Origin of the sequence: Pseudomonas sp. GM78 (assembly GCF_000282475.1) — a bacterium.
Lineage (GTDB): Bacteria > Pseudomonadota > Gammaproteobacteria > Pseudomonadales > Pseudomonadaceae > Aquipseudomonas.
In genome coordinates this window covers 1-21249 of record NZ_AKJF01000128.1, presented here as the reverse complement: position 1 = coordinate 21249, position 21249 = coordinate 1, and the positions used below count along the sequence as shown (strand labels likewise).

At 62.6% G+C, this 21249-nt stretch carries 19 protein-coding genes and 2 pseudogenes; 13 read left to right on the top strand and 8 right to left on the bottom strand.

What is annotated here, in order from left to right; translation table 11 throughout:
* Positions 1-189 precede the first annotated feature (189 nt).
* From PMI35_RS10885 to feaR, 9 genes are all read left to right on the top strand, one after another.
* Positions 190-1353, top strand: a complete 1164-nt coding sequence (locus PMI35_RS10885; RefSeq protein WP_008062103.1) for an acyl-CoA dehydrogenase family protein — start codon at positions 190-192, stop codon at positions 1351-1353.
* 26 nt (positions 1354-1379) lie between these two features.
* Entirely contained in the window at positions 1380-1751 is a 372-nt protein-coding gene (locus PMI35_RS10890; protein WP_008062102.1) for a hypothetical protein, read from the top strand.
* A gap of 3 nt (positions 1752-1754) precedes the next feature.
* A complete protein-coding gene (locus PMI35_RS10895) occupies positions 1755-2225 on the top strand; it encodes a nuclear transport factor 2 family protein (RefSeq protein ID WP_008062100.1) in 471 nt (156 codons plus the stop codon).
* Positions 2222-3340: an amidase gene (locus PMI35_RS10900; protein WP_008062098.1), complete on the top strand. Its 1119-nt coding sequence runs from the start codon at positions 2222-2224 to the stop codon at positions 3338-3340. The genes PMI35_RS10895 and PMI35_RS10900 overlap by 4 nt, the downstream gene beginning before the upstream one ends.
* Positions 3341-3369: 29 nt before the next feature.
* Positions 3370-4653 carry an aromatic ring-hydroxylating oxygenase subunit alpha gene (locus PMI35_RS10905; protein ID WP_008062096.1) on the top strand — a complete coding sequence of 428 codons (1284 nt, stop codon included), beginning with the start codon at positions 3370-3372 and terminating at the stop codon, positions 4651-4653.
* On the top strand, positions 4650-5150 hold the full coding sequence (locus PMI35_RS10910; protein WP_008062094.1) for an aromatic-ring-hydroxylating dioxygenase subunit beta: 501 nt from the start codon (positions 4650-4652) through the stop codon (positions 5148-5150). The genes PMI35_RS10905 and PMI35_RS10910 overlap by 4 nt, the downstream gene beginning before the upstream one ends.
* Positions 5151-5160: 10 nt before the next feature.
* Positions 5161-5901, top strand: a complete 741-nt coding sequence (locus tag PMI35_RS10915; RefSeq protein WP_008062091.1) for an SDR family NAD(P)-dependent oxidoreductase — start codon at positions 5161-5163, stop codon at positions 5899-5901.
* Between the two features lie 174 nt (positions 5902-6075).
* Positions 6076-7026: a PDR/VanB family oxidoreductase gene (locus PMI35_RS10920; RefSeq protein WP_008062089.1), complete on the top strand. Its 951-nt coding sequence runs from the start codon at positions 6076-6078 to the stop codon at positions 7024-7026.
* A gap of 152 nt (positions 7027-7178) precedes the next feature.
* Complete coding sequence (feaR, locus tag PMI35_RS10925; protein WP_008062088.1) at positions 7179-8099, top strand: transcriptional regulator FeaR; 921 nt, start codon at positions 7179-7181, stop codon at positions 8097-8099.
* A 122-nt stretch (positions 8100-8221) separates the two neighbouring features.
* Here feaR and PMI35_RS10930 read toward each other — a convergent pair whose 3' ends face one another.
* Positions 8222-8851, bottom strand: a complete 630-nt coding sequence (locus PMI35_RS10930; RefSeq protein ID WP_008062087.1) for a response regulator transcription factor — start codon at positions 8849-8851, stop codon at positions 8222-8224.
* A 258-nt stretch (positions 8852-9109) separates the two neighbouring features.
* Between PMI35_RS10930 and hpaC the strand changes: the two genes are divergently transcribed.
* Positions 9110-9622 (top strand): 4-hydroxyphenylacetate 3-monooxygenase, reductase component, encoded by a 513-nt coding sequence (hpaC, locus tag PMI35_RS10935; RefSeq protein WP_008062086.1) that lies wholly within the window; start codon positions 9110-9112, stop codon positions 9620-9622.
* A 468-nt stretch (positions 9623-10090) separates the two neighbouring features.
* Positions 10091-10402: a DUF6124 family protein gene (locus PMI35_RS10940; protein WP_008062085.1), complete on the top strand. Its 312-nt coding sequence runs from the start codon at positions 10091-10093 to the stop codon at positions 10400-10402.
* 171 nt (positions 10403-10573) lie between these two features.
* On the opposite strand, the gene PMI35_RS10945 is transcribed toward PMI35_RS10940, so the two are convergent.
* From PMI35_RS10945 to PMI35_RS10970, 7 genes and pseudogenes are all read right to left on the bottom strand, one after another.
* Positions 10574-11587 carry a phosphotransferase enzyme family protein gene (locus PMI35_RS10945; protein ID WP_008062083.1) on the bottom strand — a complete coding sequence of 338 codons (1014 nt, stop codon included), beginning with the start codon at positions 11585-11587 and terminating at the stop codon, positions 10574-10576.
* Between the two features lie 9 nt (positions 11588-11596).
* Positions 11597-12874: an aspartate aminotransferase family protein gene (locus PMI35_RS10950; RefSeq protein WP_008062077.1), complete on the bottom strand. Its 1278-nt coding sequence runs from the start codon at positions 12872-12874 to the stop codon at positions 11597-11599.
* Entirely contained in the window at positions 12867-14180 is a 1314-nt protein-coding gene (locus PMI35_RS10955; RefSeq protein ID WP_008062076.1) for an amino acid permease, read from the bottom strand. The genes PMI35_RS10950 and PMI35_RS10955 overlap by 8 nt, the downstream gene beginning before the upstream one ends.
* Positions 14181-14525: 345 nt before the next feature.
* Positions 14526-15125 (bottom strand): annotated as a pseudogene (locus PMI35_RS35960) (methyl-accepting chemotaxis protein); the annotation flags it as partial.
* Between the two features lie 258 nt (positions 15126-15383).
* Positions 15384-16433 (bottom strand): annotated as a pseudogene (locus PMI35_RS35955) (HAMP domain-containing protein); the annotation flags it as partial.
* A 272-nt stretch (positions 16434-16705) separates the two neighbouring features.
* Positions 16706-18028 (bottom strand): hypothetical protein, encoded by a 1323-nt coding sequence (locus PMI35_RS10965; protein ID WP_008062074.1) that lies wholly within the window; start codon positions 18026-18028, stop codon positions 16706-16708.
* A gap of 205 nt (positions 18029-18233) precedes the next feature.
* Complete coding sequence (locus tag PMI35_RS10970; protein WP_008062073.1) at positions 18234-18950, bottom strand: glycosyltransferase family 25 protein; 717 nt, start codon at positions 18948-18950, stop codon at positions 18234-18236.
* A gap of 257 nt (positions 18951-19207) precedes the next feature.
* Between PMI35_RS10970 and PMI35_RS10975 the strand changes: the two genes are divergently transcribed.
* Positions 19208-19597 carry a c-type cytochrome gene (locus PMI35_RS10975; RefSeq protein ID WP_008062072.1) on the top strand — a complete coding sequence of 130 codons (390 nt, stop codon included), beginning with the start codon at positions 19208-19210 and terminating at the stop codon, positions 19595-19597.
* A 51-nt stretch (positions 19598-19648) separates the two neighbouring features.
* Entirely contained in the window at positions 19649-21139 is a 1491-nt protein-coding gene (locus PMI35_RS10980; RefSeq protein WP_008062071.1) for an aldehyde dehydrogenase family protein, read from the top strand.
* Positions 21140-21249: the final 110 nt, after the last annotated feature.

Sequence of the window (21249 nt, the reverse complement as noted above, 5' to 3'; positions counted from 1 at the left end):
GCGCAGCGGTTTTTACACTGGACCGCAATGCAAGGGTGACCACGCCGATCCCTTGTAGGAGCAAGGCTTGTCGGATCGCCGCACCGCCGCGATGGCGTACTCAAGGGCGCCATCGCGGGCAAGCCTTGCTCCTACAGGTAGAGCGGTGCGGTGTCCCCCCACTAACAATAATCAAAACGGAGAATGCCCATGCTGCGTTCAGCGGTTGCGCAACAAGACGCATCGATCGGCGTTGACGAGAATGTCGTCGACAGCCAGGCCTTTGCGCAGGTACTGGATGAAGTGCGCCAGCGCCGCGACGAGTTCGACGCCGGCTCCCATGTGCCGCGGGACATGATCGAGCGTTTCAAGCAAGTGGGCATCTACCGTGCCGCCACGCCAAAATGCTTCGGCGGTGACGCCCTGGCGCCGGCCCTGTTCCTGCAAATGATCGAGCGCATCTCCGAAGCCGACGGCTCGGCGGGCTGGGTTGCCAGCTTCGGCAGTGCCGGCGTCTACCTGGCGGCTTTGCCACGCGAAACCCTGGCTGAGCTCTATGCAAAAAGCCCTGACCTGGTATTCGCTGGCGGCCTGTTTCCATTGCAACCGGCCGAAGCGGTAGAGGGCGGTTATCAGGTCAATGGCACCTGGAAATTCGCCAGCGGCTGCAAGGGCGCTGACTTGCTGGGTGTGGGCATCGGCGCTGCGGGCGGCAAGCCGCGCACCGCGGTGTTCCGCCCGGAGCAGGTAGAGATCGTCGAGAACTGGGACGTGGTCGGACTCAAAGGCACCGGCAGCCACGACCTGCGCGTGTCCGACAAGCGCGTCGACGAGCGCTGGACCTTCATCCGCGGCGGTGCCTCGACCATCGACGAACCGCTGTTCCGTTACCCCTCGATTGCCTATGCCGCGCAAGTGCTGGCGGTGGTCAACCTCGGCCTGGCCCGCGCTGCCCTCGATGAAATCAGCCGCATGGCTGGCGGCAGTGGCATCACCGGCGCGCCGAAACTGTCCGACCGCGCCTACGTGCGCATCGAAATCGCCAAGGCCGAAGCCAAGCTGACTGCCGCCCGCGGTTTCTTCTACAACGCCACCGAACAGGTCTGGAACTCGATCCTTGCGGGTAATCCGGTCACCCCGGAGCAGACCAGCCTGTTGCGTTTGTCTGCCATTCACGTGTCCCAGGCCGGCGCCGAGGTGGTGCAGAGCGCCTACAGCCTGGCCGGTACCACCGCCATTTACCTGCGCCATCCACTGCAACGCTACCTGCGCGACTCGATGGTGGTGACCCAGCACGCCTTCCTCAGCGAAGGGCTGTATGACGGCGCCGGCTCGGTGTTCCTCGGCGTACCGCCGTTCCCGGGCTACATCTGAAACCTCTAATTCAAGGATCAATACTCATGACCCAAACCACTCAAGAACCATTGCGCGTCGTCTTCTGCATCGGCATCACCCAGAACTTTTTCGACCTGCCCACCGGCGAAGGCCTGAGCGTGTGGAAAGGCTTCAGCAAGATGATGGGCGACTTGGGCGCGATGCCCGGCATCACCGTGCTCGGCGCCATGGATGACGACCGCCTGATGGTCGGCCCGTCCACTACCTCGCCCTGGACCGTGTACATCATGGCCGACGTCGACTGCCACCAGACGGTGATCGACGCCTGCAACCTGTTCCGCACCACGCCGGTGAACGAATACAGCCTGTGGCGCTACGCCAAGGTCGAAGCGCGCATCGGTCGCCCGCTGACCATCCCTGACGCGGCCAAGGTGTAAGCCATGAACGAGGCCTTGCTGCAGCGTCTGACAACGCTCGAAGGGGAAAGCGCGGTGCGTCGCTTGATGGCGCGCTACATGGATCTCTGCGACGTGCCGCGGGCGCCGACTCAGGTCAGCGAGCTGGCCGAGCTGTTCTGCCTCGATGCGATCTGGGAAGGCGTTGGCCGCGAGACCGCGCAGACCTTCGGCCAGCATCGTGGACGCGAGGCCGTGGCGGCGTTTGTCGGCGGTTACCTGCCGCCGTCGGACCACTTCCAGCTGAACCTGCATTACCTCACCAGCGAGTCGATCGTGGTCGACGGTAATTCGGCGCAGGGGCAGTGGATCATGCAGCAGATCTCCACCTACGCCGATCAGCGCAGCGAACTGTTCGGCACTCGGCTGAACATCGATTTCCGTTGTGTCGACGGAGTGTGGCTGATCGCGCATTTCCGCACGCAACGGCTGTTCAATAAGGAGTTGTGCGCATGAGTACGTTCATCAGCGAATTTCTCCTCGGTGGCAACGGCAAGCGCGTGGCCATCAAGGACTCCATCGACATCGCCGGCTATCCGACCCGCTCCGGCAGCCGTGCCTTTGCCGATGCGCCGGCGGCGACGAAAAACGCCGAAGTGGTGGACGCGATTCTCAACGCTGGCTGGCAGATCGTCGGCAAGACCAACCTGCATGAACTGGCCTTTGGCGTCACCGGCATCAACGACTGGACCGGCACGCCGGTGAATCCTCAAGCCCCTGATCGGGTGCCGGGCGGTTCTTCCAGCGGTTCGGCATCGGCCGTCGCCGCCGGTTTGGCGGACATCGCCCTAGGCACCGACACCGGTGGTTCGGTGCGGGTACCGGCGGCCTGCTGCGGCATCGCAGGATTGAAGCCGACCTACGGCCGTGTCAGTCGTATCGGCGCGCATCCGCTGGAGTCCAGCCTCGATTGCGTCGGGCCGTTCGCCAGGACCATGGAAGACCTGATCGCCGCCATGCAGGTGATTTGCCCGGGTTTCAACATGCAAGGTTTGCCAGGTGACGGCGCCAAGGTCGGCTTCCTCGACGTGGCCTGTGATGCCCATCTGCAAGCCAGCCTCGGTGCTGCCGCCGACCGCGCGGGCTGGCGCCGCAGCCACCTGCAATTGAGCGAATTCGAAGCCGCGTTCGCCGCCGGCCTCACCGTGATCAATTTCGAAAACTGGGCCGCGTTCGGTCACCTGACCGGCAAAGGCCTGATCGGTGCCGATGTGGAAACCCGCCTGCTGGCGGCCAGCCGCACTACTCGTGAAGAGCTCGCAGAGGCAGAAGCCGTGCGCACCCGTTTCACCCAGCAGGTGGATGCCGCGCTGGAAGACTTCGCTGTGTTGCTGTTGCCGACCATGCCGAGCCTGCCGCCGACCCTGAGCGAAGCGCGCAGCGGCAGCAAGGCCGTGGCCGGCATGACCCCGCTGGTGCGTCCCTTCAACCTCAGCGGCCATCCGGCGCTGACGGTGCCGGTGGAACTCGATTGCGGCGGGCTGAAAGTCGGCCTGCAGATCGTCGGTCGCAAAGGTCAGGACGAACTCGTCTGCGCCTTCGGTGCGCAGCTGCAAGCCTCAACCCTTTAAATCTAACAAGAAGCCATGAGGAGAACCGCATGAGCACTCATGAATACCGGCTGATCGCAACGTCGAAAAGCCCCGAAGAGCTGGTCCAGCACGACCGTGTCGACGTCTCGCTGTACAACGACCCGGCGCTGTTCGAAGCCGAGCTCGAGAAGATTTTCTACCGCACCTGGGTGTGGGTCGCCCACGAGAGCGAAGTGCGCAACAGTGGCGACTTCAAGACTGCCACCATTGGCCGTCGCCCGGTGATCGTCGTTCGCGACAAGAAGAACAACATCAACGTGCTGGAAAACCGCTGCCGCCACCGCGGTGCCACTGTGTGCGAGAAGCACAAGGGCAACGCCACCGGTTTCACCTGCCCGTACCACAGCTGGTCCTATGGCCTGGACGGCAAGCTGCGCGCGCTGCCGTATCCGGACGGCTATGAAGGCATCCTGGAAAAGTCGGAATTGCCGCTGACCAGCCTGCGCGTGGAAAGCTATGCCGGCATGGTCTTCGCCAGCTACAACGACGAGATCGAACCGCTGGAGGACTTCCTCGGCGGCGCCAAGCACTGGATGGACCTGTTCATGAAGCAGGGCGCCGGTTACCCGATCAAGACCCAGGGCGAACACAAGTTCAGCTTCAAGGGCAACTGGAAGATCCAGCTGGAAAACACCACCGACGGTTACCACTTCCCGATCGTGCACAAGTCGTTCATGTCGTCGGTGGATGAAGAAACCTCGGAAATGCTTTCGTTCATGACCGACGAGCAGGCCGTCACGCACTCGCTGGGCAACGGCCACAGCGTGATGGTGATGGTGCCGGAGCACGTCGATCTCGATCACGATGACGGCACCGAACAGTTGCAGGAACGCTTTGCCCACGTCACCGAGGAACTGTCGAAAACCATGCCGGCCGATCAGGTGCGCCGCATCGTGCGCTCGCTGCACGGCGCCGGTTTCAACCTGAACCTGTTCCCCAACGTGGCGATGTCGATGTCGTTCTTCCGGGTGCTGCGTCCGGTGTCGGTCACCGAGACCGAGATCCGCCACGTTGCCCTCGGCATGGACGGCGGCCCGGAAATCGCCAACCGCGAACGCATGCGTATCCACGAACACTTCCAGGGCCCGTTCGGTTTCGGCAGCCCCGACGATGCCGAAGCCTGGGACCGCGTGCAGCGCGGCTCGTATGCCGGCGTCGACGCGCCGATCCTGGTCAACCGCGGCCTGAACCGCGAAATCACCGCTGAAAACGGCGACAAGGTCAGCCACGCCACCGACGAGGGCGGCATGCGCGGAGCCTACGACATGTGGAAAAGGATGATGAGCCAATGAGCAATCAAGACACCCTGAACGGTTTTTCCGGCCCGTTGGCGCAGGCCATCGAGTTCATCTGGCGCGAGGCCGAACTGCTCGACCACAAGAACTACGCCGAGTGGGCGAGCTTGTGGAGCGAAAGCGGCAAGTACATCGTGCCGATCGACCCGGACACCGAAGACTTCGAGGCGACGCTGAACTACGCCTACGACGACGCACGCATGCGTGACCTGCGCATCGAACGCCTGACTGCCGGTTACTCGCCGTCGGCGGTGGACGCGGCGAAAACCATCCGCACGATCTCGCGTTTCCGCCTGGTCGAAGCGGCCGGCGACATCGTCGAAGTCAACTCGGCGCAGTTGCTGTACGCCTACAAGCGCGGCGTGCACACGCCGTTCGTGGCCGACCTGAACCACCGCATCCGTTTCACCGATGGCGTGCCGACCCTGGAGCGCAAAGTGGTGCGGCTGATCAACTCCACCGACAGCCTGAGCGCGCTCGGCTTCCTTCTGTGAGGGCAACATCATGAGTCGAGTAGCCCTTGTAACGGGTGCCTCGCGCGGACTGGGCGAGTGCATCGCCCGCCGTCTGCACGGGGCGGGTTATCGCGTCGCCCTGGCGGACGTGCGCCTCGATGGCGTGCGGCGCCTGGCTGCCGAGCTGGATGCCAGCGGTGCCAGCGCTGTCGCCATTGAGCTGGATGTGCGCAGCAAGGCCGACTTCCAGCATGCCCGCGACGTGCTGGTCGAGCATTGGGGCGGCTGCGACATCCTGGTGAACAACGCCGGGGTGTCGAAAGTCGCGGCGCTGATGGACATCACGCCCGAAGAGTTCGACGAGTCGATGGCGATCAACCTGCGCGGCACCTTCGTCGCCTGCCAGGTGTTCGGCGCGCACTTCGCCGAGCGTGGTTTTGGCCGCATCGTCAACATCGCCTCCCTGGCCGGGCAGAACGGCGGCACCGCCACCGGCGCGCATTACGCCGCGGCCAAGGGCGGCGTGGCGACGCTGACCAAAGTTTTCGCCCGTGAACTGGCGCCGCAAGGCGTGACGGTCAACAGCATTTCGCCAGGTCCGCTGGACTTGCCGGTGGTGCGCGAAACCGTGGCCCCGGAGCGTCTGGAACAGATCCTGAAAATGATCCCGGCCGGCACCCTCGGCGACCCGGCGTTCATCGCCGACAGCGTGCTGTTGTTGATCGCCGACAACGCCACCTCCGTAACCGGTGCGTGCCTGGACGTCAACGGCGGCCTGTTCATGCGCTAAGCAGCAGAAAAGTGCCCCCCTGTAGGAGCGAGCCTGCTCGCGATGGTCGTCAACGATGACGCTGGAAACCTGACACCCCGTGGCGGCCTCAGGTTCATCGCGAGCATGCTCGCTCCTACAGGGGGCGAACCAGTCTGTACCGTTAAACAAAAAAAATGAATTTCAGGTGATGCCATGATGAAGGTGAAAATCGAAAGGATCGTCGACGAAGCACAGGATATCCGTTCCTTTCGCCTCGTGCGCAGTGACGGCCAGCCGCTCGACACCTATGAACCGGGTGCCCACGTCGACCTGACCGGGCCGACCGGGGTGACCCGCCAGTACTCGCTGTGCAGCCCGCCGCAGGATCGCCGCGCCTACCTGGTGGCGGTCAAGAAGGAGCCACAGTCGCGCGGTGGCTCCCAAGCCTTGCATGAGCAAGTGGAAGAGGGCATGGAGCTGGAAATGGGCGCGCCGCGCAACCTGTTCCGCCTCGACCCCAATGCCCGCGAGCATGTGCTGTTCGCCGCCGGCATCGGTGTGACGCCGCTGTTGAGCATGGCCTATCGACTGGCGGAAAGTGGCCAGCCGTACCGCCTGCATTACTTCGCCCGCTCGGCGCAGTACGCCGCGTTTACCGAACTGCTGGCGACGAATTTCGGCGACCACGTGGAGTTCCACTACGGCGTCGAACCGGGTGACCTGGACACTGCATTGAGCACCTGCCTGGACCGCGCCAACCCGGCGGCCCACGTCTACACCTGCGGCCCGGCGCCGTTCATGAACAAAGTGGTGGAAGTGGCGGCGCGCAGTCGCGCCGATGAGGCCATTCACCTTGAGCACTTCGCTGCGGACCCGGCGGCCAACAGTGCCCCGGCCGGCGGTTTCGAAGTGCAGCTGGCCAGTTCCGGCGTGGTGCTGCAAGTGCCGGCCAACACCAGCTTGGTGGATGTGTTGCAGGCTCATGGTTGCGACATCGACACCGAGTGCCGCGAAGGCATCTGCGGCACTTGCATCGTCGAGGTGCTGGAAGGCGTGCCGGAGCACCGCGACAACTGCCTTTCCAACAAGGAAAAGGCCTCCAACCAGCAAATTTGCGCCTGCGTTTCACGGGCACTTTCCGCTCGTCTGGTATTGGACATTTGACGTAAAGGACGCTGGAAAGCGTGCGCCGGTGCCTGTTGAATGGGCGCCCGGCGGCCACCCAGGGAGGAGAAGGCTGGAACACCAGACATTTTTACCGAACCGCTCGGCGAAGCGGTCGAAAAATAACAACAAAAACGTGAGGCTTTGCGGACATGATTACAGCATCGACGGTGCGCAACGAGGCGTTCGAAAGTTGGCTGAGCCAGGTAAACCAGGCCTGCGGGCGTTTTGACGCCCGGGCGCTGGACACCGACTTCTACGGCCAACTGACAGAATTTCGCAGCGGCGCGATCAACCTCAGTGTGGTCGACATGGCGCACGTGCATCTGTATCGCACCAGCAAGGACGTCAGCACCAGCAGCGACGGCCACTATTACGCGGTGTTCCAGCTGCGCGGCAGCTCGCACCTGGAACAGGGCGACAACCGCACGCAACTGGGCTGTGGCGACATCGCCCTGATCGACGCCAGCCGCCCGAGCGACATGACCTACAAAGATGACTCGCGCCAGTTGTCGCTGATCCTGCCGCGTCAGGTGGTGGAGCGGGGGTCACACTTCACTGCCGTCAACTGCGCCACGCGCATCGGCGCCAACAGCCCCCTGGCGGCGATGGCCAACAAGCTCGTGCTGGAGACGCGTCAGCAGGAAGGGCTGGACATGCAGGAAAGCGAGGCGGTGCTCGACGCCCTGGCCAGCCTGCTGCTGCCGGGGATCAGCGCCCGTGACGGCGCTGCCGATCCCCATGAGCGGCAGTTCCGCAAAATCATCGCCTTCATCGACGCGCACCTCAGCGACGAAGAACTGTGCCCCGAACTGATTGCCCGTGAAGTGGGTATTTCCGTGCGTGGCCTGTACCGGATGTTCTCCAAGCGTGGCCTGGTGGTGGCGCAATACATCAAGCACCGGCGCCTGGACTTCTGCGCGGAAAACCTGCGCCGTGCCGATGTCGAGCAGAAGCTGTCGGCGCTGTGTTACGCCTGGGGTTTTTCCGATTCCAGCTACTTCTCGTCGGCGTTCAAATCGCGCTTTGGCGTGTCGCCGGGTGCTTATCGCAAGCGCTATAGCCAGCACTGACACCGCGTCATCGTTCATCGCCAGCAGGCTGGCTCCCACAGTGGATCTGCGGTGTACAACCGGGATCAACCTGTGGGAGCCAGCCTGCTGGCGATGGCGGCGTCATGACCGCCACCCATCACTCAATGCCGCGCAGGCTCATCCACCGGCAGATGCAGCACCTCGCGCACCAGCATGGCAATGCTGCTCACGCCCATCTTTTCCTTGATCTTGGTGCGGTGCACGTCAACGGTCTTCACGCTGATGTTCAGCTCCCGGGCGATCACCTTGCTGGCCTTGCCATCGATCACCAGCATCAACACTTCACGCTCGCGGCTGGTCAGCAGCGCCAGCTTGCCCTGCAGGTTCTGACGCTGCTGCTGATCGGCCTGGGCGTGCACGGCGGTCTTGAGCGCCGCCTGGATGCGGTCGATCATCTGCTGCGGATTGTAGGGCTTCTCGACGAAGTCCAGCGCGCCGTTCTTCATTGCCGTGACCGACATCGGTATGTCGCCATGGGCCGAGACGAAAATGGTCGGCAAGGTGCTGCCGCGCTGGTTGAGAATCTCCTGCAACTGGAAACCGCTGGTTTCCGGCATGCGCACATCCAGCACCAGGCACGCGGGCTGCCTGGGGTCGTACTGGCTGAGGAATTCTTCGGCGCCGGCGAAGCACTGCGCCTGCACGCTGACCGACTCCAGCAGCCAGGCCAGCGAGGTGCGCAGGTCTTTGTCGTCGTCAACGATGTAAACAATCGGTTTGCGGGTTTCCATCAGGGGCTGCCACGAAAATTCTAATTATTGTTTTCGCACGCGAACGCGCGGCACGCATCGGCTGTGTTTTTTCCAGCCTGTAAGCAGGATACCCACTGTCGCCGGCCCTTGCGATAAAGAAACCACCTAGTCGACTAGCGGAAACCTAACCTCGCCATGGGGATCGTCAGAATGGTTGCGCCGTGCCCACAGCCTTAGTCTTGTTCCATCACCTACGGGCCGTTTCAAAGCGGTCCTCCTGAAGGAAGGGGCATCGACATGGCCGACCTGAGCCAGCAGCAAATCGACTTTCGCAACGCCATGGCGCAGCTGCCTGCTGCGGTGAACATCATCACCACCAACGGCCCGGGTGGGCGCTGCGGCATCACCGCCAGCGCCGTGTGCTCGGTAACCGACTCGCCGCCCACGGTACTGGTGTGCGTCAACCGCAACAGCGCCACCCACGACGTCTTCCGCAACAACGGCCGCCTGTGCGTCAACGTGCTGTGTGGCGAACAGGAAGAACTGGCCCGGCACTTCGCCGGCATGACCCAGGTGCCGATGGCCGAACGTTTTGCCTGGGACCTGTGGGACGACGGCGCCGCCGATGTACCGGTGCTGCGCGACGCCCTGGTGCAACTGGAGGGGCGCATCAGCGAATGCAAGGAAGTGGGCTCGCACTCGGTGATGTTCGTGGAGCTGGACAAGGTTGGGGTGCGCGAACCGCGCGATAGCCTGGTGTATTTCAACCGGTTGTTCCATCGCCTGGAACACGCTGGGGCGCATTGCTGATAGACCGCGTTATCGTTCTTCGCGGGCAAGCCTCGCTCCTACAAGGGCGAGTCGATCACAACGTTTGTGAACGACACAAACCCGTAGGAGCGAGGCTTGCCCGCGAAGGCGGTCTCAGGTCGAAGCACGTGTTTAATGGCTGTCAGATCAACTTCCTGCAAACTACAGTGCCTTGCGTCATTGCCTACAGGTACGCCAGAATCCGCCGGCTTGTGCACCTTGGCAGCCATCGGTAACTTGATTCGCGTCACTGATCTCCAGTGATCGGGTTTAGTAGCCCGTGGTATTAGAAGGTGCACGAGTGACGGTCATACAGGTAATTCCATACCTGAATTTGATGGTGGCTGTGCGTAGGGCGTCCCTGGGCGCGCCGGCTTTCTTCTTTTCCCCGGTCTACTAACCTGCGTACAGCCGCCACCCCACGTTTAGTAGCGATGGAGTGGCTGCATCACAACGGAAAAGAAAATCATGTTCAAGGTAACGCCTGATCCACCGAGCACCGATTCATGCCCAGACCCGGCCGCCCATATCATGGCCACCCCGCACAAACCCTCCACACTGTTCACCATCAACCCCGATATCGACACCCAAACCCTGCTGGCTCACGCCTGCGAGTCGTTGGCCTCGGCCAGTGTGATGAGCAATGACCTGGCGGGGTTTCTGCAAGGCTCGCACCGCAACACGCTGCTGGGTATCGCCCAAGTGATCATGTTGGGAGAGTTGGCGGTGAACCGGGCGCTGGATAACCTGGATTCATCCGAGTCTGCGACACACAGCTGATCCCCTGTGGGAGCGAGCCTGCTCGCGATGAGGTCAGCACATCCTGCAACTAAGGTGACTGAGACACCGCCATCGCGAGCAGGCTCACTCCCACAGGGATCTCCGTAAACACAGGATCTGTGTACGAAAAAAATCCAGTATGGGAGTGAGCCTGCTCGCGAAGTCGGTCTATCAGGCGTGCAAATATTCCCGGGCCAACCGGCAAGCCCGCTCAATCAACATCGGCGCCATTTCAATCGCCGTCGGCGTGCCCTGGCGGGTATGAATCCAGCCCAGGTACGTGGTGCCGCGCAGCATCAGGAACAACGCCAGCGTCCTGCGATCCGCCTCGGTCAACGGCTTGACCCTGTGGTAACCCTCGAGCAGCGCCGCCTTGATCTGCTCATAGCGCGGATCATCCAGGCAGAAATACAACGCGGTCGCCAGCTCGAACATGTGCCAGCCAAACCCGGCGTCGTCGAAGTCGATCAAGCGCAGGCGCGGGCCTTCGATCAGCAGGTTTTCCGGGACGAGGTCGGCGTGGATCATGCCGAAGTTGCCCAGATGGCGGCCGTATTGGCGCAGGTCCTTGCGCGCCGTACGCCGGGCCTGTTGCAGCAGGTCCCGTTGCTCATCGCTCAGCTGTTCGAGCTCCCAGAAACGCCCCCAGAACGGATTGGCCCCGATCAAGCCTTCCTCGTCCCAGGCATGCCGGACAAACTCGTCCGGCTGCTGCCAATCCGTCGAATGCACATGAATGCGCGCGGCGATCGCGCCGGCCTCGGCAAACAGGAAATCGATTTCGGTATCGGCCTGCACCCCGGTCTCCGAGGTGCCGGCCGTGGTGCCCGGCAACCAGGCGAGCATGTCGACATGGCGTTCGCCGATATCGGCATGGCGCACTTCGATCAGGTGGCGCCGGTCCCGGGCGCGAATGATCTGTGGCACGGTAATACCGGCGCTTTCCAGGGCTTCCATCCATTGCAATTCGGATCGTAGTGCCGCTTCGCAGTGATAGCCGTTGCGATGAATGCGCAGGGCGACCCGCTGGCCGTCGTGGCGGCGGGCAGAGAACACCGCGTTTTCGCGGAACTTCACCAGTTCGATGTCGCCGAAATCGCCGTCCCAGTGTTGCAGGGCGTGGCGCGCCAGGTCGTGCAACCGGGCGACTTGCTGATCGTGGCTCAGGGTGTGGAATTCAGTCATGGCAGATCCTCAAATCGCGCTCAGGGCATGGTCCAGGGTGTCGACGAACAGGTCGGCGTGCTCGCGGCTGAACACCAGCGGCGGGCGCAGCTTGAGAATGTTGTCGCCGGCGCCGATCTTGCTGATCAGCACGCCGTTCTCGCGCATGTCGTTGACCACCTTGCGCGCTTCCAGCCCGGCCGGTTCCTTGCTGGCGCGGTCACGCACCAGCTCCATGGCGAAGAACAGGCCCTTGCCGCGCACGTCGCCAATGATCGAGTGCTTGTCTGCCAGAACCTGCAAACGCTGCTGCACATAAGCACCGACGCTTTGCGCGTTTTGCAGTAGCTGCTTTTGTTCAATCTCGTCCAGTACCGCCATGCCGACCGCCGCCGCTACAGGCGAGCCGCCGAAGGTGTTGAAGTACATGGCGTTGCGTCCGAATGACTCGACCAGCGCCTTGTGGGTGATCAGCCCGGCCAGCGGGTAGCCGTTACCCATGGGTTTGCCGAGGGTGACGATGTCCGGCACGACGCCGTGGGCCTGATGCCCCCAGAGGTGGTCGCCGGTACGGCCGAAACCCGATTGCACTTCATCGGCGATGAACAGGCCACCGGCGGCGCGGATCAACTCGGCAGCCTTGGCGACGAAACTGGCCGGCACCCGGGGCAAGCCTTCGTTGGCGAACAAGGTGTCGATCAGCAGCGCGGCGGGACGAATGCCCTGGGCCTGCATCGAGGCAATGGCGGCCGCGATATTGGCCGCGTATCGCTCCGCCAGCTGCGCCTCGCTGGTGCCTGCCGGTGCCCGGTACAGGCACGGAATCGGCACGGCGCGGGCATGGGCGGCGAAGGGTTCCGGCGAGGGCAGGGCAGTGGTGACCTGCGCCAGCGACGCGGAATTTCCATGGTAGTTGTAATCGCTGACGATGATGCCGGTGCCGCCGCTGGCGTAGCGCGCCAGGCGCAGCGCCAGTTCGTTGGCCTCGGTGCCGGTGCAGGTGAACATCGCGGTGTCCAGCGGCTGGCCGAAGGTCGCGGTCAGGCGTTCGGCATAGCGCACCACCTGCTCATCGAGGTAGCGGGTGTGGATGTTCAGCGTGGTGGCCTGGCGGTGCATGGCCTCGGTCACGTGGGGGTTGCAGTGACCGACGCAGGGCACGTTGTTGTAGACGTCCAGGTAACGGCGACCGTCGACGTCGAACAGCCACACGCCTTCGCCGCGCACCAGGTGCAGGGGCTTGTCGTAGAACAGCGGCGAGGCGCTGCCGAGTACGCGGTGACGGCGTTGCAGGAGAGTGTCAGGCATGGTCTGGAACCTCGATTGGGGCGGTGCGGCGAGTGCGCAGCAGGAAGTTGAAAATACACAGGGCGAAGGTCACGCCGAGGGCGATCAGCATGCTCAGGTCAAGCTGGAAGCAGGCGGCGACCACCACCAGCGTCAGGGCCAGGCCCAACCAGGCAACCAGCTTGCCGCCGATCAGGCGGAAGGGGCGTGGCAGGCCGGGCTGGCTGCCCTTGATGCGCAGGTACGCGCCGAAAATGCACAGGTAGCAAACGTTGAGCAGCAGCACGACCGCGAGCATCACCGTGGCCGGATCGACTTCGGACAAGGGCAAGCCGATGGCGCCGATCAGCAGCAATGCCGGATACGGCGTGCCGCGTTTGCCGGTCTTGCCCAGCCACTGCGGGAACAGGCCGTCGCGAGCCATCGCGAAGAGTTGCCGGGAAGCTGCGTACACCAGGGAGAAGAAGGTGGCGATCAAACCGAATACGCCACCGCAGCCAATCACCTTGGCCAGCCACGAGCCTTCACCGAACGCGCTGTTGCTGGACATCGCGGCGTACAACGGGTCGCCCGCCGAGCCCACCAGTTCGACACCGCCGGCGCCCGGTGCGCATACCAGCACCACCAACGCGGTGATCAACAAGGTACCAATGGCCGCCAGAATGCCGCGGGGCATGGTGCGACCCGGGTTTTCAGCTTCTTCCGCCGCCGAGCCGGTTTGTTCGACGGTGATGAACAGCCAGATCGCGAACGGCACGCAGGCGAAGATGCCGCCCAGGCTGACGGGGGTGGCGACATTCGCCGGCAACGCCAGCAGGTTGGCCAGTTCGACATGCGGTGCCATGGCCACGCCGAACGTCAGCAGGGCGACGACGGCAATCACGCCGGCAATGAACGTCAGGCCCATGGCCTCGCCCACGCCGCGCAGGTGAATGCCAATGATCACCGCGAACAGGGCGATTTTCACCGGCCAGCCGCCAAGACCGAAAATCGACTCGGTGTAGGCACAAATGAACGTCGCCGCCGCCCCGGTGCCGATGGTCAGGGCCAACGCACAAGCCACCCCGACGAGGTAACCCACGAACGGCCCGAACGCACTTTGCGCATACACGAACACACCGCCCGCGCTGGGCAACGCGGTGGACAGCTCCGCCACGCATAACGCCAGCCCACCGCACAGCAGCGCCATCAACAAGGTGGCGATCAGCATGTTCAGCCAGCCACCGGCGGCCAGGCCAAAGTTCCAGCCGGAAAACTGCCCGGCCACCACCAACGCAATTCCAAGGCCGGCGATCTTAGGCCAGCCCAACGCACTTTTCTTGAGCACAGAAATCTCCCGCGACCCGAAGGTCGATTTATTGTTTTTAGTGAGAAATGGAGGGGGTTCAGCGTTGCTTTGCGCTTCGATACTACGCGCGGGGTGCGGCGCGGCATGTTTGCGTGCATGCCATGTGGTTGGTTGTGGGTGCCAGATTGGACACAAACCCTGTAGGAGCGAGCCTGCTCGCGATGACGGAGTGTCAGGCGCGGGAGATGTTGGATGTGCTGGCCTCATCGCGAGCAGGCTCACTCCCACAGGGGATCTTCAGTGAACACAATATTTGTGTATGACAAAGATCCAATTGTGGGAGCGAGCCTGCTCGCGATGGCGGTTGATCAGGCAGCATCCATGTCAGATACGAAAACTCCCCACCAACTGATTCAACCGCGCCGCCTGCTGCTCCAGCTCAGTACAAGCCCGCAACGTCGCCTGCAAATTCTCCACGCCCTGCTGGTTCAGCGCATTGATCTGCGTGATATCGACGTTCAAGGCCTCGACCACGGCCGTCTGTTCTTCGGTGGCGGCGGCGACAGACTGGTTGACGTTGTCGATCTCGCCGATGCGTTGGGTCACGCTGCTCAAGCGGCTGCCGGCGAGGTTGGCGATGGTGACGCTCTCTTCGCTGTGCTGCTGGCTTTCGGTCATGGTGGTGACCGAGTCGCGGGCGCCCACTTGCAGCTCCTCGATCATCTGCTGGATCTCCTGCGCCGAGGACTGGGTGCGGCCGGCCAGGCTGCGCACCTCGTCGGCCACCACGGCAAAGCCGCGGCCGGCTTCACCGGCACGTGCCGCTTCGATGGCGGCATTGAGCGCCAGCAGGTTGGTCTGCTGGGAGATGCCCTTGATCACTTCGAGGATCTGCCCGATGTTCACGGTCTTGTCGTTGAGCACTTCGATGTTTACGCACGACGCGCTTATTTTTGCCGACAGCTCGTGCATCACATCTATGGTGCGTTGCACCACCTGGCGACCGTCTTCGGCCTGTTGCCGGGCACTGGAGGCCTGATGCGAGGCATCGGAGGCGTTGTTGGCGATTTCCTGGGCGGCAGCGCCCAACTGGTTGATCGCGGCGGCCACGCTGGTGGTGCGGGTGGCTTGATCGTCGAAATTGCCCAGCGACGAATTGGAGGCGTCCAGCACTCGGCGGGCGCCTTCGTTGACGCCATGGGCCGCCGACGAGACTTCGCGGATCGAGTGATGGATGCGCTCGACAAAACGGTTGAACGCCGTAGCCAACTGGCCGATTTCATCCCGTGACTGCACCTGCAGGCGCCGGGTCAAATCTCCCTCGCCAAGGGAGATACCCTCCATGACCCGAGTCAGCATTTGCAGCGGCCGGGTGATGCGCCGTGCGGTGTACCCGATCAGCAGCAGGCCAAGCAGGGCCGAGCCGCCACCGAGCAGCAGCTCCAGCGCAGTGCTTTGCACGCCCTGGGCATCGAGTTGTTTTTGCAGGGTGGCGACCGGTGCCAGCAATACTTCCTGCGGCACGCCGACCAGCACACCCCAGGGCGCGGCGCCGGTAATCGGTGGCAGCGGTTCGAGGACCTTGATTTGCTGTGGGTCGACAAACACCTTCGGCTGACCCAGGCGCAAGGCGTCCATCACCTGGGCATTGTCCATCGGTTGCCCGAGGCGGCTGATGTCCTGGCTGTTGGCGGAAATCACGCCACGGGGGCTGACGATGCTGATCTGGCCATGGCCGTCGAACAGCTGCAGCGCACTGGACTCGCTGTTCTTTTGCAAGGCGGCGAGGTTGATGTCGAGACCGACCACGGCGATGACCTTGCCGTTCTCCAGCAGCGGGAAGGCGACGCTGGTCACCAGTTTGCGACTGCCCGATGCCTCGTCGAAGTAGGGCTCCAGCACGCAGGCCTGGCGGGTGTCGCGGGCGCAGGTGTAGAACGCGTTGTAGGGTGTGCCGCTGGGCCCTGGCTCGGTGTTGGCCAGCAGGCCTTCATCGCCGATCACCGCTTGCAGTTCACCGGGTTTGCTTTGCACCCAATACAGGGAGAAGCGTCCGGTCTCGTTGCTGCCCAGCTCCGGCTTGTTGGCGAAGCCGGCATCGGCACCGTCCAGGGCGTCGGGTTCAAAAACGACGTAAAGCCCGAGCAGGTCGGGCTTGTCGATCAGGGCCTGTTGAAGCTGGGTGCTCAGCTCCTGGCGCAGTTGTTGGCGGGTCAGATGGCCCTGGTGCTGGAGTTGCCTGAGGTACAGCAAATACCGCGACAATCCCTGGCCGAATTCGTGGGTCTGCATGAACGTGCGTTGCACTTGCATGGCCTGCACTTTACCCAGGGCCTGCATGTGTTCCCTGGCCGCGTCGGCGAGCATGTCGCTGCTGGCCCGGGCCACTTGCTGGCTGCTCTTGTGCGTCTGGTATAGCGACAGGCCCATCAGCAAGCCCACCACCAACACCAGACAGAGGCCGGCGAGCAGGGTGATCTTGCTCTGGATCGTGAGGAATCTTCTGTGCATGGGAAAGGCCTTTTTCCACGGGGGCAGCGGATGCGCCACTGCCCCGGCATGACTTAGAAAGAGCTGGCGAAAATCAGCTGGCTGTAGAGGTTCTTGTCGTTGTTGCCCAACTGCGTACCGCCCTGGTCGGCGCTCTTGTCCGGCTGGAACAGACCGACCAGCGGCATCACCGTGATGTGGTCGTTGAGGTGCCATTCGGCGTACAGGTCGACTTCGTGGCCATCGGTGTTGCCCAGGTCGCGGTCGATGGTGTCGAAGTTGAAGTACATCGCGCCGACGGTCAGGTTCTCCAGTGGCGAGACGGTGAACTTGAGTTGCTGGATGCGCGAGTTGGTGTTGAACGGGCCGGCGTAGTTGCCCGCCACTTCACCCTGGAACCAGGTGCCGAAGCCGCGGCTGAAACCGTAGAACAGCGTGTCGTAGCCTTCCGAGAAACGGCTGTAGCGGTAGCCGGCATACGGCGTCCATGGCGCCTCGGAAAAGGTCCAGCCAGCTTCCAGGTACCAGGCGTCTTCGGTGGCCGTGTGGGGTTTGTCCTGCTTGGCGTATTCGCCGGAGAGGAACAGGTCCTTGACCCCGGCGTTGCCGGTCGCGCGCAGGCTGTAGGTCTTCATGCCATCGCGCTCGAGTTGCGCGGGGGAGGCGAACTCCTCGTCGACATCCTTGGTGTCGATGTAGGTCAAGCCGACGGTCCCGGCCTCGGCCACGTGCTCCAGGGTACCGACGTACATTTCGGTCTTGGCCTGGGCGCGGTTGTTGGATTTCAACCACATCAGGTCACTGCGCCAGCCTTCCTTGCCGCCGATACGCAACACCGCGGTTTCGTCGAAGGCCTTGCGCGCCGCCAGCCAGTAGGCGCCACCGCGATTGAACTCGCCGTCGGCCAGGCCTTTGCCCAGGTTCAGTGCATCGCCGTTGATCAGGAAGCCGTCGCCGACCATGATGTTCTGGCGACCGAAAGACAGGTCGATGCCGTCGGTACCCAGCACCGGAAACAGATCGCTCGAGCGCCAGCCGAGGTAGGCGTCTTCGAACTTGGTGGTGCGTTCCGAACCGTCGGTGAAGCCGGCGGCGTCACCGTCGCCCCAAGTACCGGAGCTGAGCATGTTCGCCGCGCCGTAGGCGGTGCCGACACCCGCCAGGCCCTGGTCGAAGCTCAGGCCGTACTTGATGTAGCCCTCGCGCCACGACGACGAACCTTCGTCGAGACGACCCGACAGGGCGTAGTTTTCCTGGCTGTGGAACACGCCGAAAACCGCTTCCAGGGTGGCGTTCAGATGACTGTCGTCACTGGCGTAGAGTTCGTAGGCGCTCGCCTGGCCGGCACTGATCATCAACGCCAGTGTAGAGAGGCGAAGCAAGGGGGACTTGAGCATGGTGTGGCATCCGTTCTTGTTCTTGAGCGCAGGGTTGCGGTCGCTCCAGATACTAATGCCGGGATTTTTTGCGCCTTGTTGCCTCGGTGCCAAAGAGTTGGTTGTGCTTGCCAGATTGCATGGCGGGGTGACAGTGCACACATGGGTGCACTGATCGAGAAGGGAAGGTGGAGTGTTTCTGGTTAAAGAGAGCGGGGTCAGAACACTATCGAATTCTTCTCAGGTTCATGGCCTTCAACTTCCTGAGCATGCCCATGACATCGCGCAGGACAGGCGTCCTGTCGAACAGGGACAGCGCATGCAAGTCCGTGCGCGAGGGTCGTTGGTAGCCCAGGTTCCAAGTGAAATAGTAGGCCTGAACGTCTTTGTTCGAATGAATCAGCGTATTGAGGGCGGCGTCATAGTGCATCGGCCCGCCGTCAGGATGCCCTGGCGGGCGCTCCAGGATCTGCAGCAGGAAATCGCGCAACCGGGTAATGCATTTGCCGTTTACCGCATAGAAATGCGACAGGTGTATAGGCTGGTCGACGGCTTTCCAGGTGGGCGAGCTTGAGTCGCCTTCAAACGGATGGCCAAAGTAGGCGATGTCCCACTCCATGCCTTCCAGGGACTCGATGGCCTGTTTTCCATAGTGGGAAATGCGCCTGGAAAACTGTATGTCATCCTCCAGGATCAGTATGTTTTTCACATTCAGGTGTATCGCTTCTTCCAGTATCCCCAGGTGGCTCATGAAGCAGCCCCTGGCCCCGAGGCTCGGGAAGCCATTGTCCTCACTGGGCGTTACAGCCGGGAAAAAGCTGACTTTTTCATGATCAAAGGGAAAACCGTTGCGCGCGAATTCTTGTACCGTTTCTACGCGGCGATCCTTTCTTGACACAATATTGACGATTCTTGTTCGATCAAAATAGTCGGTCACATTCATCCAGCAGTTCCTCAGCGCAGGTGATCAGGGCGGCTGGATTGCAGTATAGGCAGAACTTTGGATCAAGCCTGGCTATCGCTGATCGCGCCCGTGCAGCAGTTTGGCAGAACCGCCAACACAACTGGCAGGCAGGGCAAAACCTGCGGGTCACCGACCACCGACAATCCTCTCAACCTGCCGAAGCACCAAAGCCTCGGCACTTTCAGTGTTGGCGTTCGCCTTGATTGCGAACGCGCGGATTTTCAAGGTCGTTTCTCATGTTCACCACCCTGCGTTTGTCCCTCGTTGCTGTGTTGTCCGTCACTCTGGCGCAGGCCGCCGTCGCTGCCGATTGCGCACCGCAGCAGCAGCGTGGCGCCGAACTGTTCGCCAATGAGTGCGGGGTCTGCCATGCGGTGAGCAAAGGCACGGCCGGCATGATGGGGCCGAACCTGGCAGGTGTGGTGGGGCGCAAGTCCGGCTCGCTGGAAGGCTTCAACTACTCGCAAGCCATGCGCAACAAGAACATCGACTGGCAAGCCGAGAACATCGCGCAACTGATCACGCAACCCCAGGCCTATGTGCCTGGCACCTACATGCCCTACATGGGCATGGCCTCGGCAGATGATCGCCAGGCGGTGGTGTGCTTCCTCAAAGAACAACACTAATTGACGCTTTCGCCGGCCCGCCGGCTCGTCCATCTGAATGAAAGGTGATTTATGAGCAACGTTGAAATCCTGCCGCAGGTTGCTGCATTCCTCGATCGCCAACACGGCTGCTTTATCGATGGCCAGTGGGTGTTTGCCGAAGGTCAGAACATTGCCGTGGTCAACCCGGCCACCGGGCAAACCCTGTGTCAAACCCTTGACGCGCCTCTGGAAATCGTCGAGCGCGCCGTGCAATCGTCGCACCAGGCTTTCAAGTCCGGCGTGTGGTCGGGCCTGCGTCCAGCGGACCGTGAGCGCATCCTGCTGAACTTCACCCGCCTGGTGGAAGAGCATGCCGAAGAGCTGGCACAGCTGGAAACCCTGAGCCAGGGCAAGTCGATCAACATGGCTCGCGCCCTGGACCTGAACGCCACGGTGGAGTTCATGCGCTACATGTCTGGCTGGGCGACCAAGATCGAAGGGCAGACCTTCGACGTGTCGATCCCGTTGCCGCCGGGCGCCAAGTTCACGGCGTTCACCAAGCGTGAGCCGGTGGGCGTCGTGGTTGGCATCGTGCCGTGGAACTTCCCGCTGCTGATCGCCGCCTGGAAACTAATGCCGGCGCTGGCCACCGGTTGCACGGTGATCATCAAGCCGGCGATGGAAACCCCATTGACCGCCATGCGCCTGGCCGAGCTGGCTCTCGAAGCGGGCATTCCGGCCGGTGTGTTCAATGTGGTGACCGGCGGCGGCGCTTCGGTCGGCGGCGTGCTGACCGCGCACCCGCTGGTGAGCAAAGTGTCGTTCACTGGCTCCACCGCCGTGGGCAAGAGCGTCGGCGTTGCGTGCATGGAAAACATGACACGCTTCTCCCTGGAGCTGGGTGGCAAGAACCCGATGATCGTGCTCGCCGATGCCGACATCGAAAAAGCCGTGCAGGGTGCGATCCTCGGTGGCCTGCTGAACAATGGCCAGGTGTGCGCGGCGGCTTCGCGCTTCTACGTGCATCGCTCGATCCACGACAAATTCGTCGAGGCCCTGGCGGCGGCGGTCTCGGCGATGCCGATTGGCGCGGGCATGAACTGCGCGGCGGCGATCAACCCGCTGGTGTCGCGCAAGCAGCAGCAGAGCGTGCTCAAGCACATCGAGCTGGCCCGCCAGGAAGGTGCGCGGGTGGTGGCTGGCGGCGAGTTGCTGGAAGGCGAGGGCTTCTTTGTCCAGCCGACCATCCTCGCCGACATCGACCACAGCATGGCCATTGCGCGCGAAGAGGTGTTCGGTCCGGTGCTGGGCGTGATGCCGTTCGACGATGAAGACGCGGTCATCGCGCTGGCCAACGACAACCGTTACGGGTTGGCTGCCAGCCTTTGGACCAACGACCTGGGCAAGGCGATGAATCTGGTGCCGCGCATCGAAGCGGGTACGGTTTGGGTCAATGCCCACGTATTGCTTGATCCGGCGATGCCATTCGGTGGGGTCAAGCAGTCGGGTATGGGGCGTGAGTTTGGTCGTGCGGTGATTGAGGCTTACACCGAGCTCAAGTCGGTGTGTATTGCTCACTGATCAACCTGGTACATATCCGTTGCTGCGGTAACGCCCACCTAGGGTTTCGCCCTTACGGCGAGTCCCTTTTTCAAACGCCAAAAAGGAACCAAAAGGCTTTGCCCCACCAC

Excerpts from the sequence above, each read along its gene's own strand:
- PMI35_RS10885 (WP_008062103.1), top strand. The coding sequence starts at position 190 with ATGCTGCGTTCAGCGGTTGCGCAACAAGACGCATCGATCGGCGTTGAC.
- PMI35_RS10950 (WP_008062077.1), bottom strand. The coding sequence starts at position 12,874 with ATGCCTGACACTCTCCTGCAACGCCGTCACCGCGTACTCGGCAGCGCC.
- hpaC (WP_008062086.1), top strand. The coding sequence starts at position 9,110 with ATGGCCGACCTGAGCCAGCAGCAAATCGACTTTCGCAACGCCATGGCG.
- PMI35_RS10920 (WP_008062089.1), top strand. The coding sequence starts at position 6,076 with ATGATGAAGGTGAAAATCGAAAGGATCGTCGACGAAGCACAGGATATC.
- feaR (WP_008062088.1), top strand. The coding sequence starts at position 7,179 with ATGATTACAGCATCGACGGTGCGCAACGAGGCGTTCGAAAGTTGGCTG.
- PMI35_RS10980 (WP_008062071.1), top strand. The coding sequence starts at position 19,649 with ATGAGCAACGTTGAAATCCTGCCGCAGGTTGCTGCATTCCTCGATCGC.
- PMI35_RS10900 (WP_008062098.1), top strand. The coding sequence starts at position 2,222 with ATGAGTACGTTCATCAGCGAATTTCTCCTCGGTGGCAACGGCAAGCGC.
- PMI35_RS10890 (WP_008062102.1), top strand. The coding sequence starts at position 1,380 with ATGACCCAAACCACTCAAGAACCATTGCGCGTCGTCTTCTGCATCGGC.
- PMI35_RS10940 (WP_008062085.1), top strand. The coding sequence starts at position 10,091 with ATGTTCAAGGTAACGCCTGATCCACCGAGCACCGATTCATGCCCAGAC.
- PMI35_RS10910 (WP_008062094.1), top strand. The coding sequence starts at position 4,650 with ATGAGCAATCAAGACACCCTGAACGGTTTTTCCGGCCCGTTGGCGCAG.
- PMI35_RS10905 (WP_008062096.1), top strand. The coding sequence starts at position 3,370 with ATGAGCACTCATGAATACCGGCTGATCGCAACGTCGAAAAGCCCCGAA.
- PMI35_RS10915 (WP_008062091.1), top strand. The coding sequence starts at position 5,161 with ATGAGTCGAGTAGCCCTTGTAACGGGTGCCTCGCGCGGACTGGGCGAG.
- PMI35_RS10945 (WP_008062083.1), bottom strand. The coding sequence starts at position 11,587 with ATGACTGAATTCCACACCCTGAGCCACGATCAGCAAGTCGCCCGGTTG.
- PMI35_RS10895 (WP_008062100.1), top strand. The coding sequence starts at position 1,755 with ATGAACGAGGCCTTGCTGCAGCGTCTGACAACGCTCGAAGGGGAAAGC.
- PMI35_RS10970 (WP_008062073.1), bottom strand. The coding sequence starts at position 18,950 with ATGAATGTGACCGACTATTTTGATCGAACAAGAATCGTCAATATTGTG.
- PMI35_RS10930 (WP_008062087.1), bottom strand. The coding sequence starts at position 8,851 with ATGGAAACCCGCAAACCGATTGTTTACATCGTTGACGACGACAAAGAC.
- PMI35_RS10975 (WP_008062072.1), top strand. The coding sequence starts at position 19,208 with ATGTTCACCACCCTGCGTTTGTCCCTCGTTGCTGTGTTGTCCGTCACT.
- PMI35_RS10965 (WP_008062074.1), bottom strand. The coding sequence starts at position 18,028 with ATGCTCAAGTCCCCCTTGCTTCGCCTCTCTACACTGGCGTTGATGATC.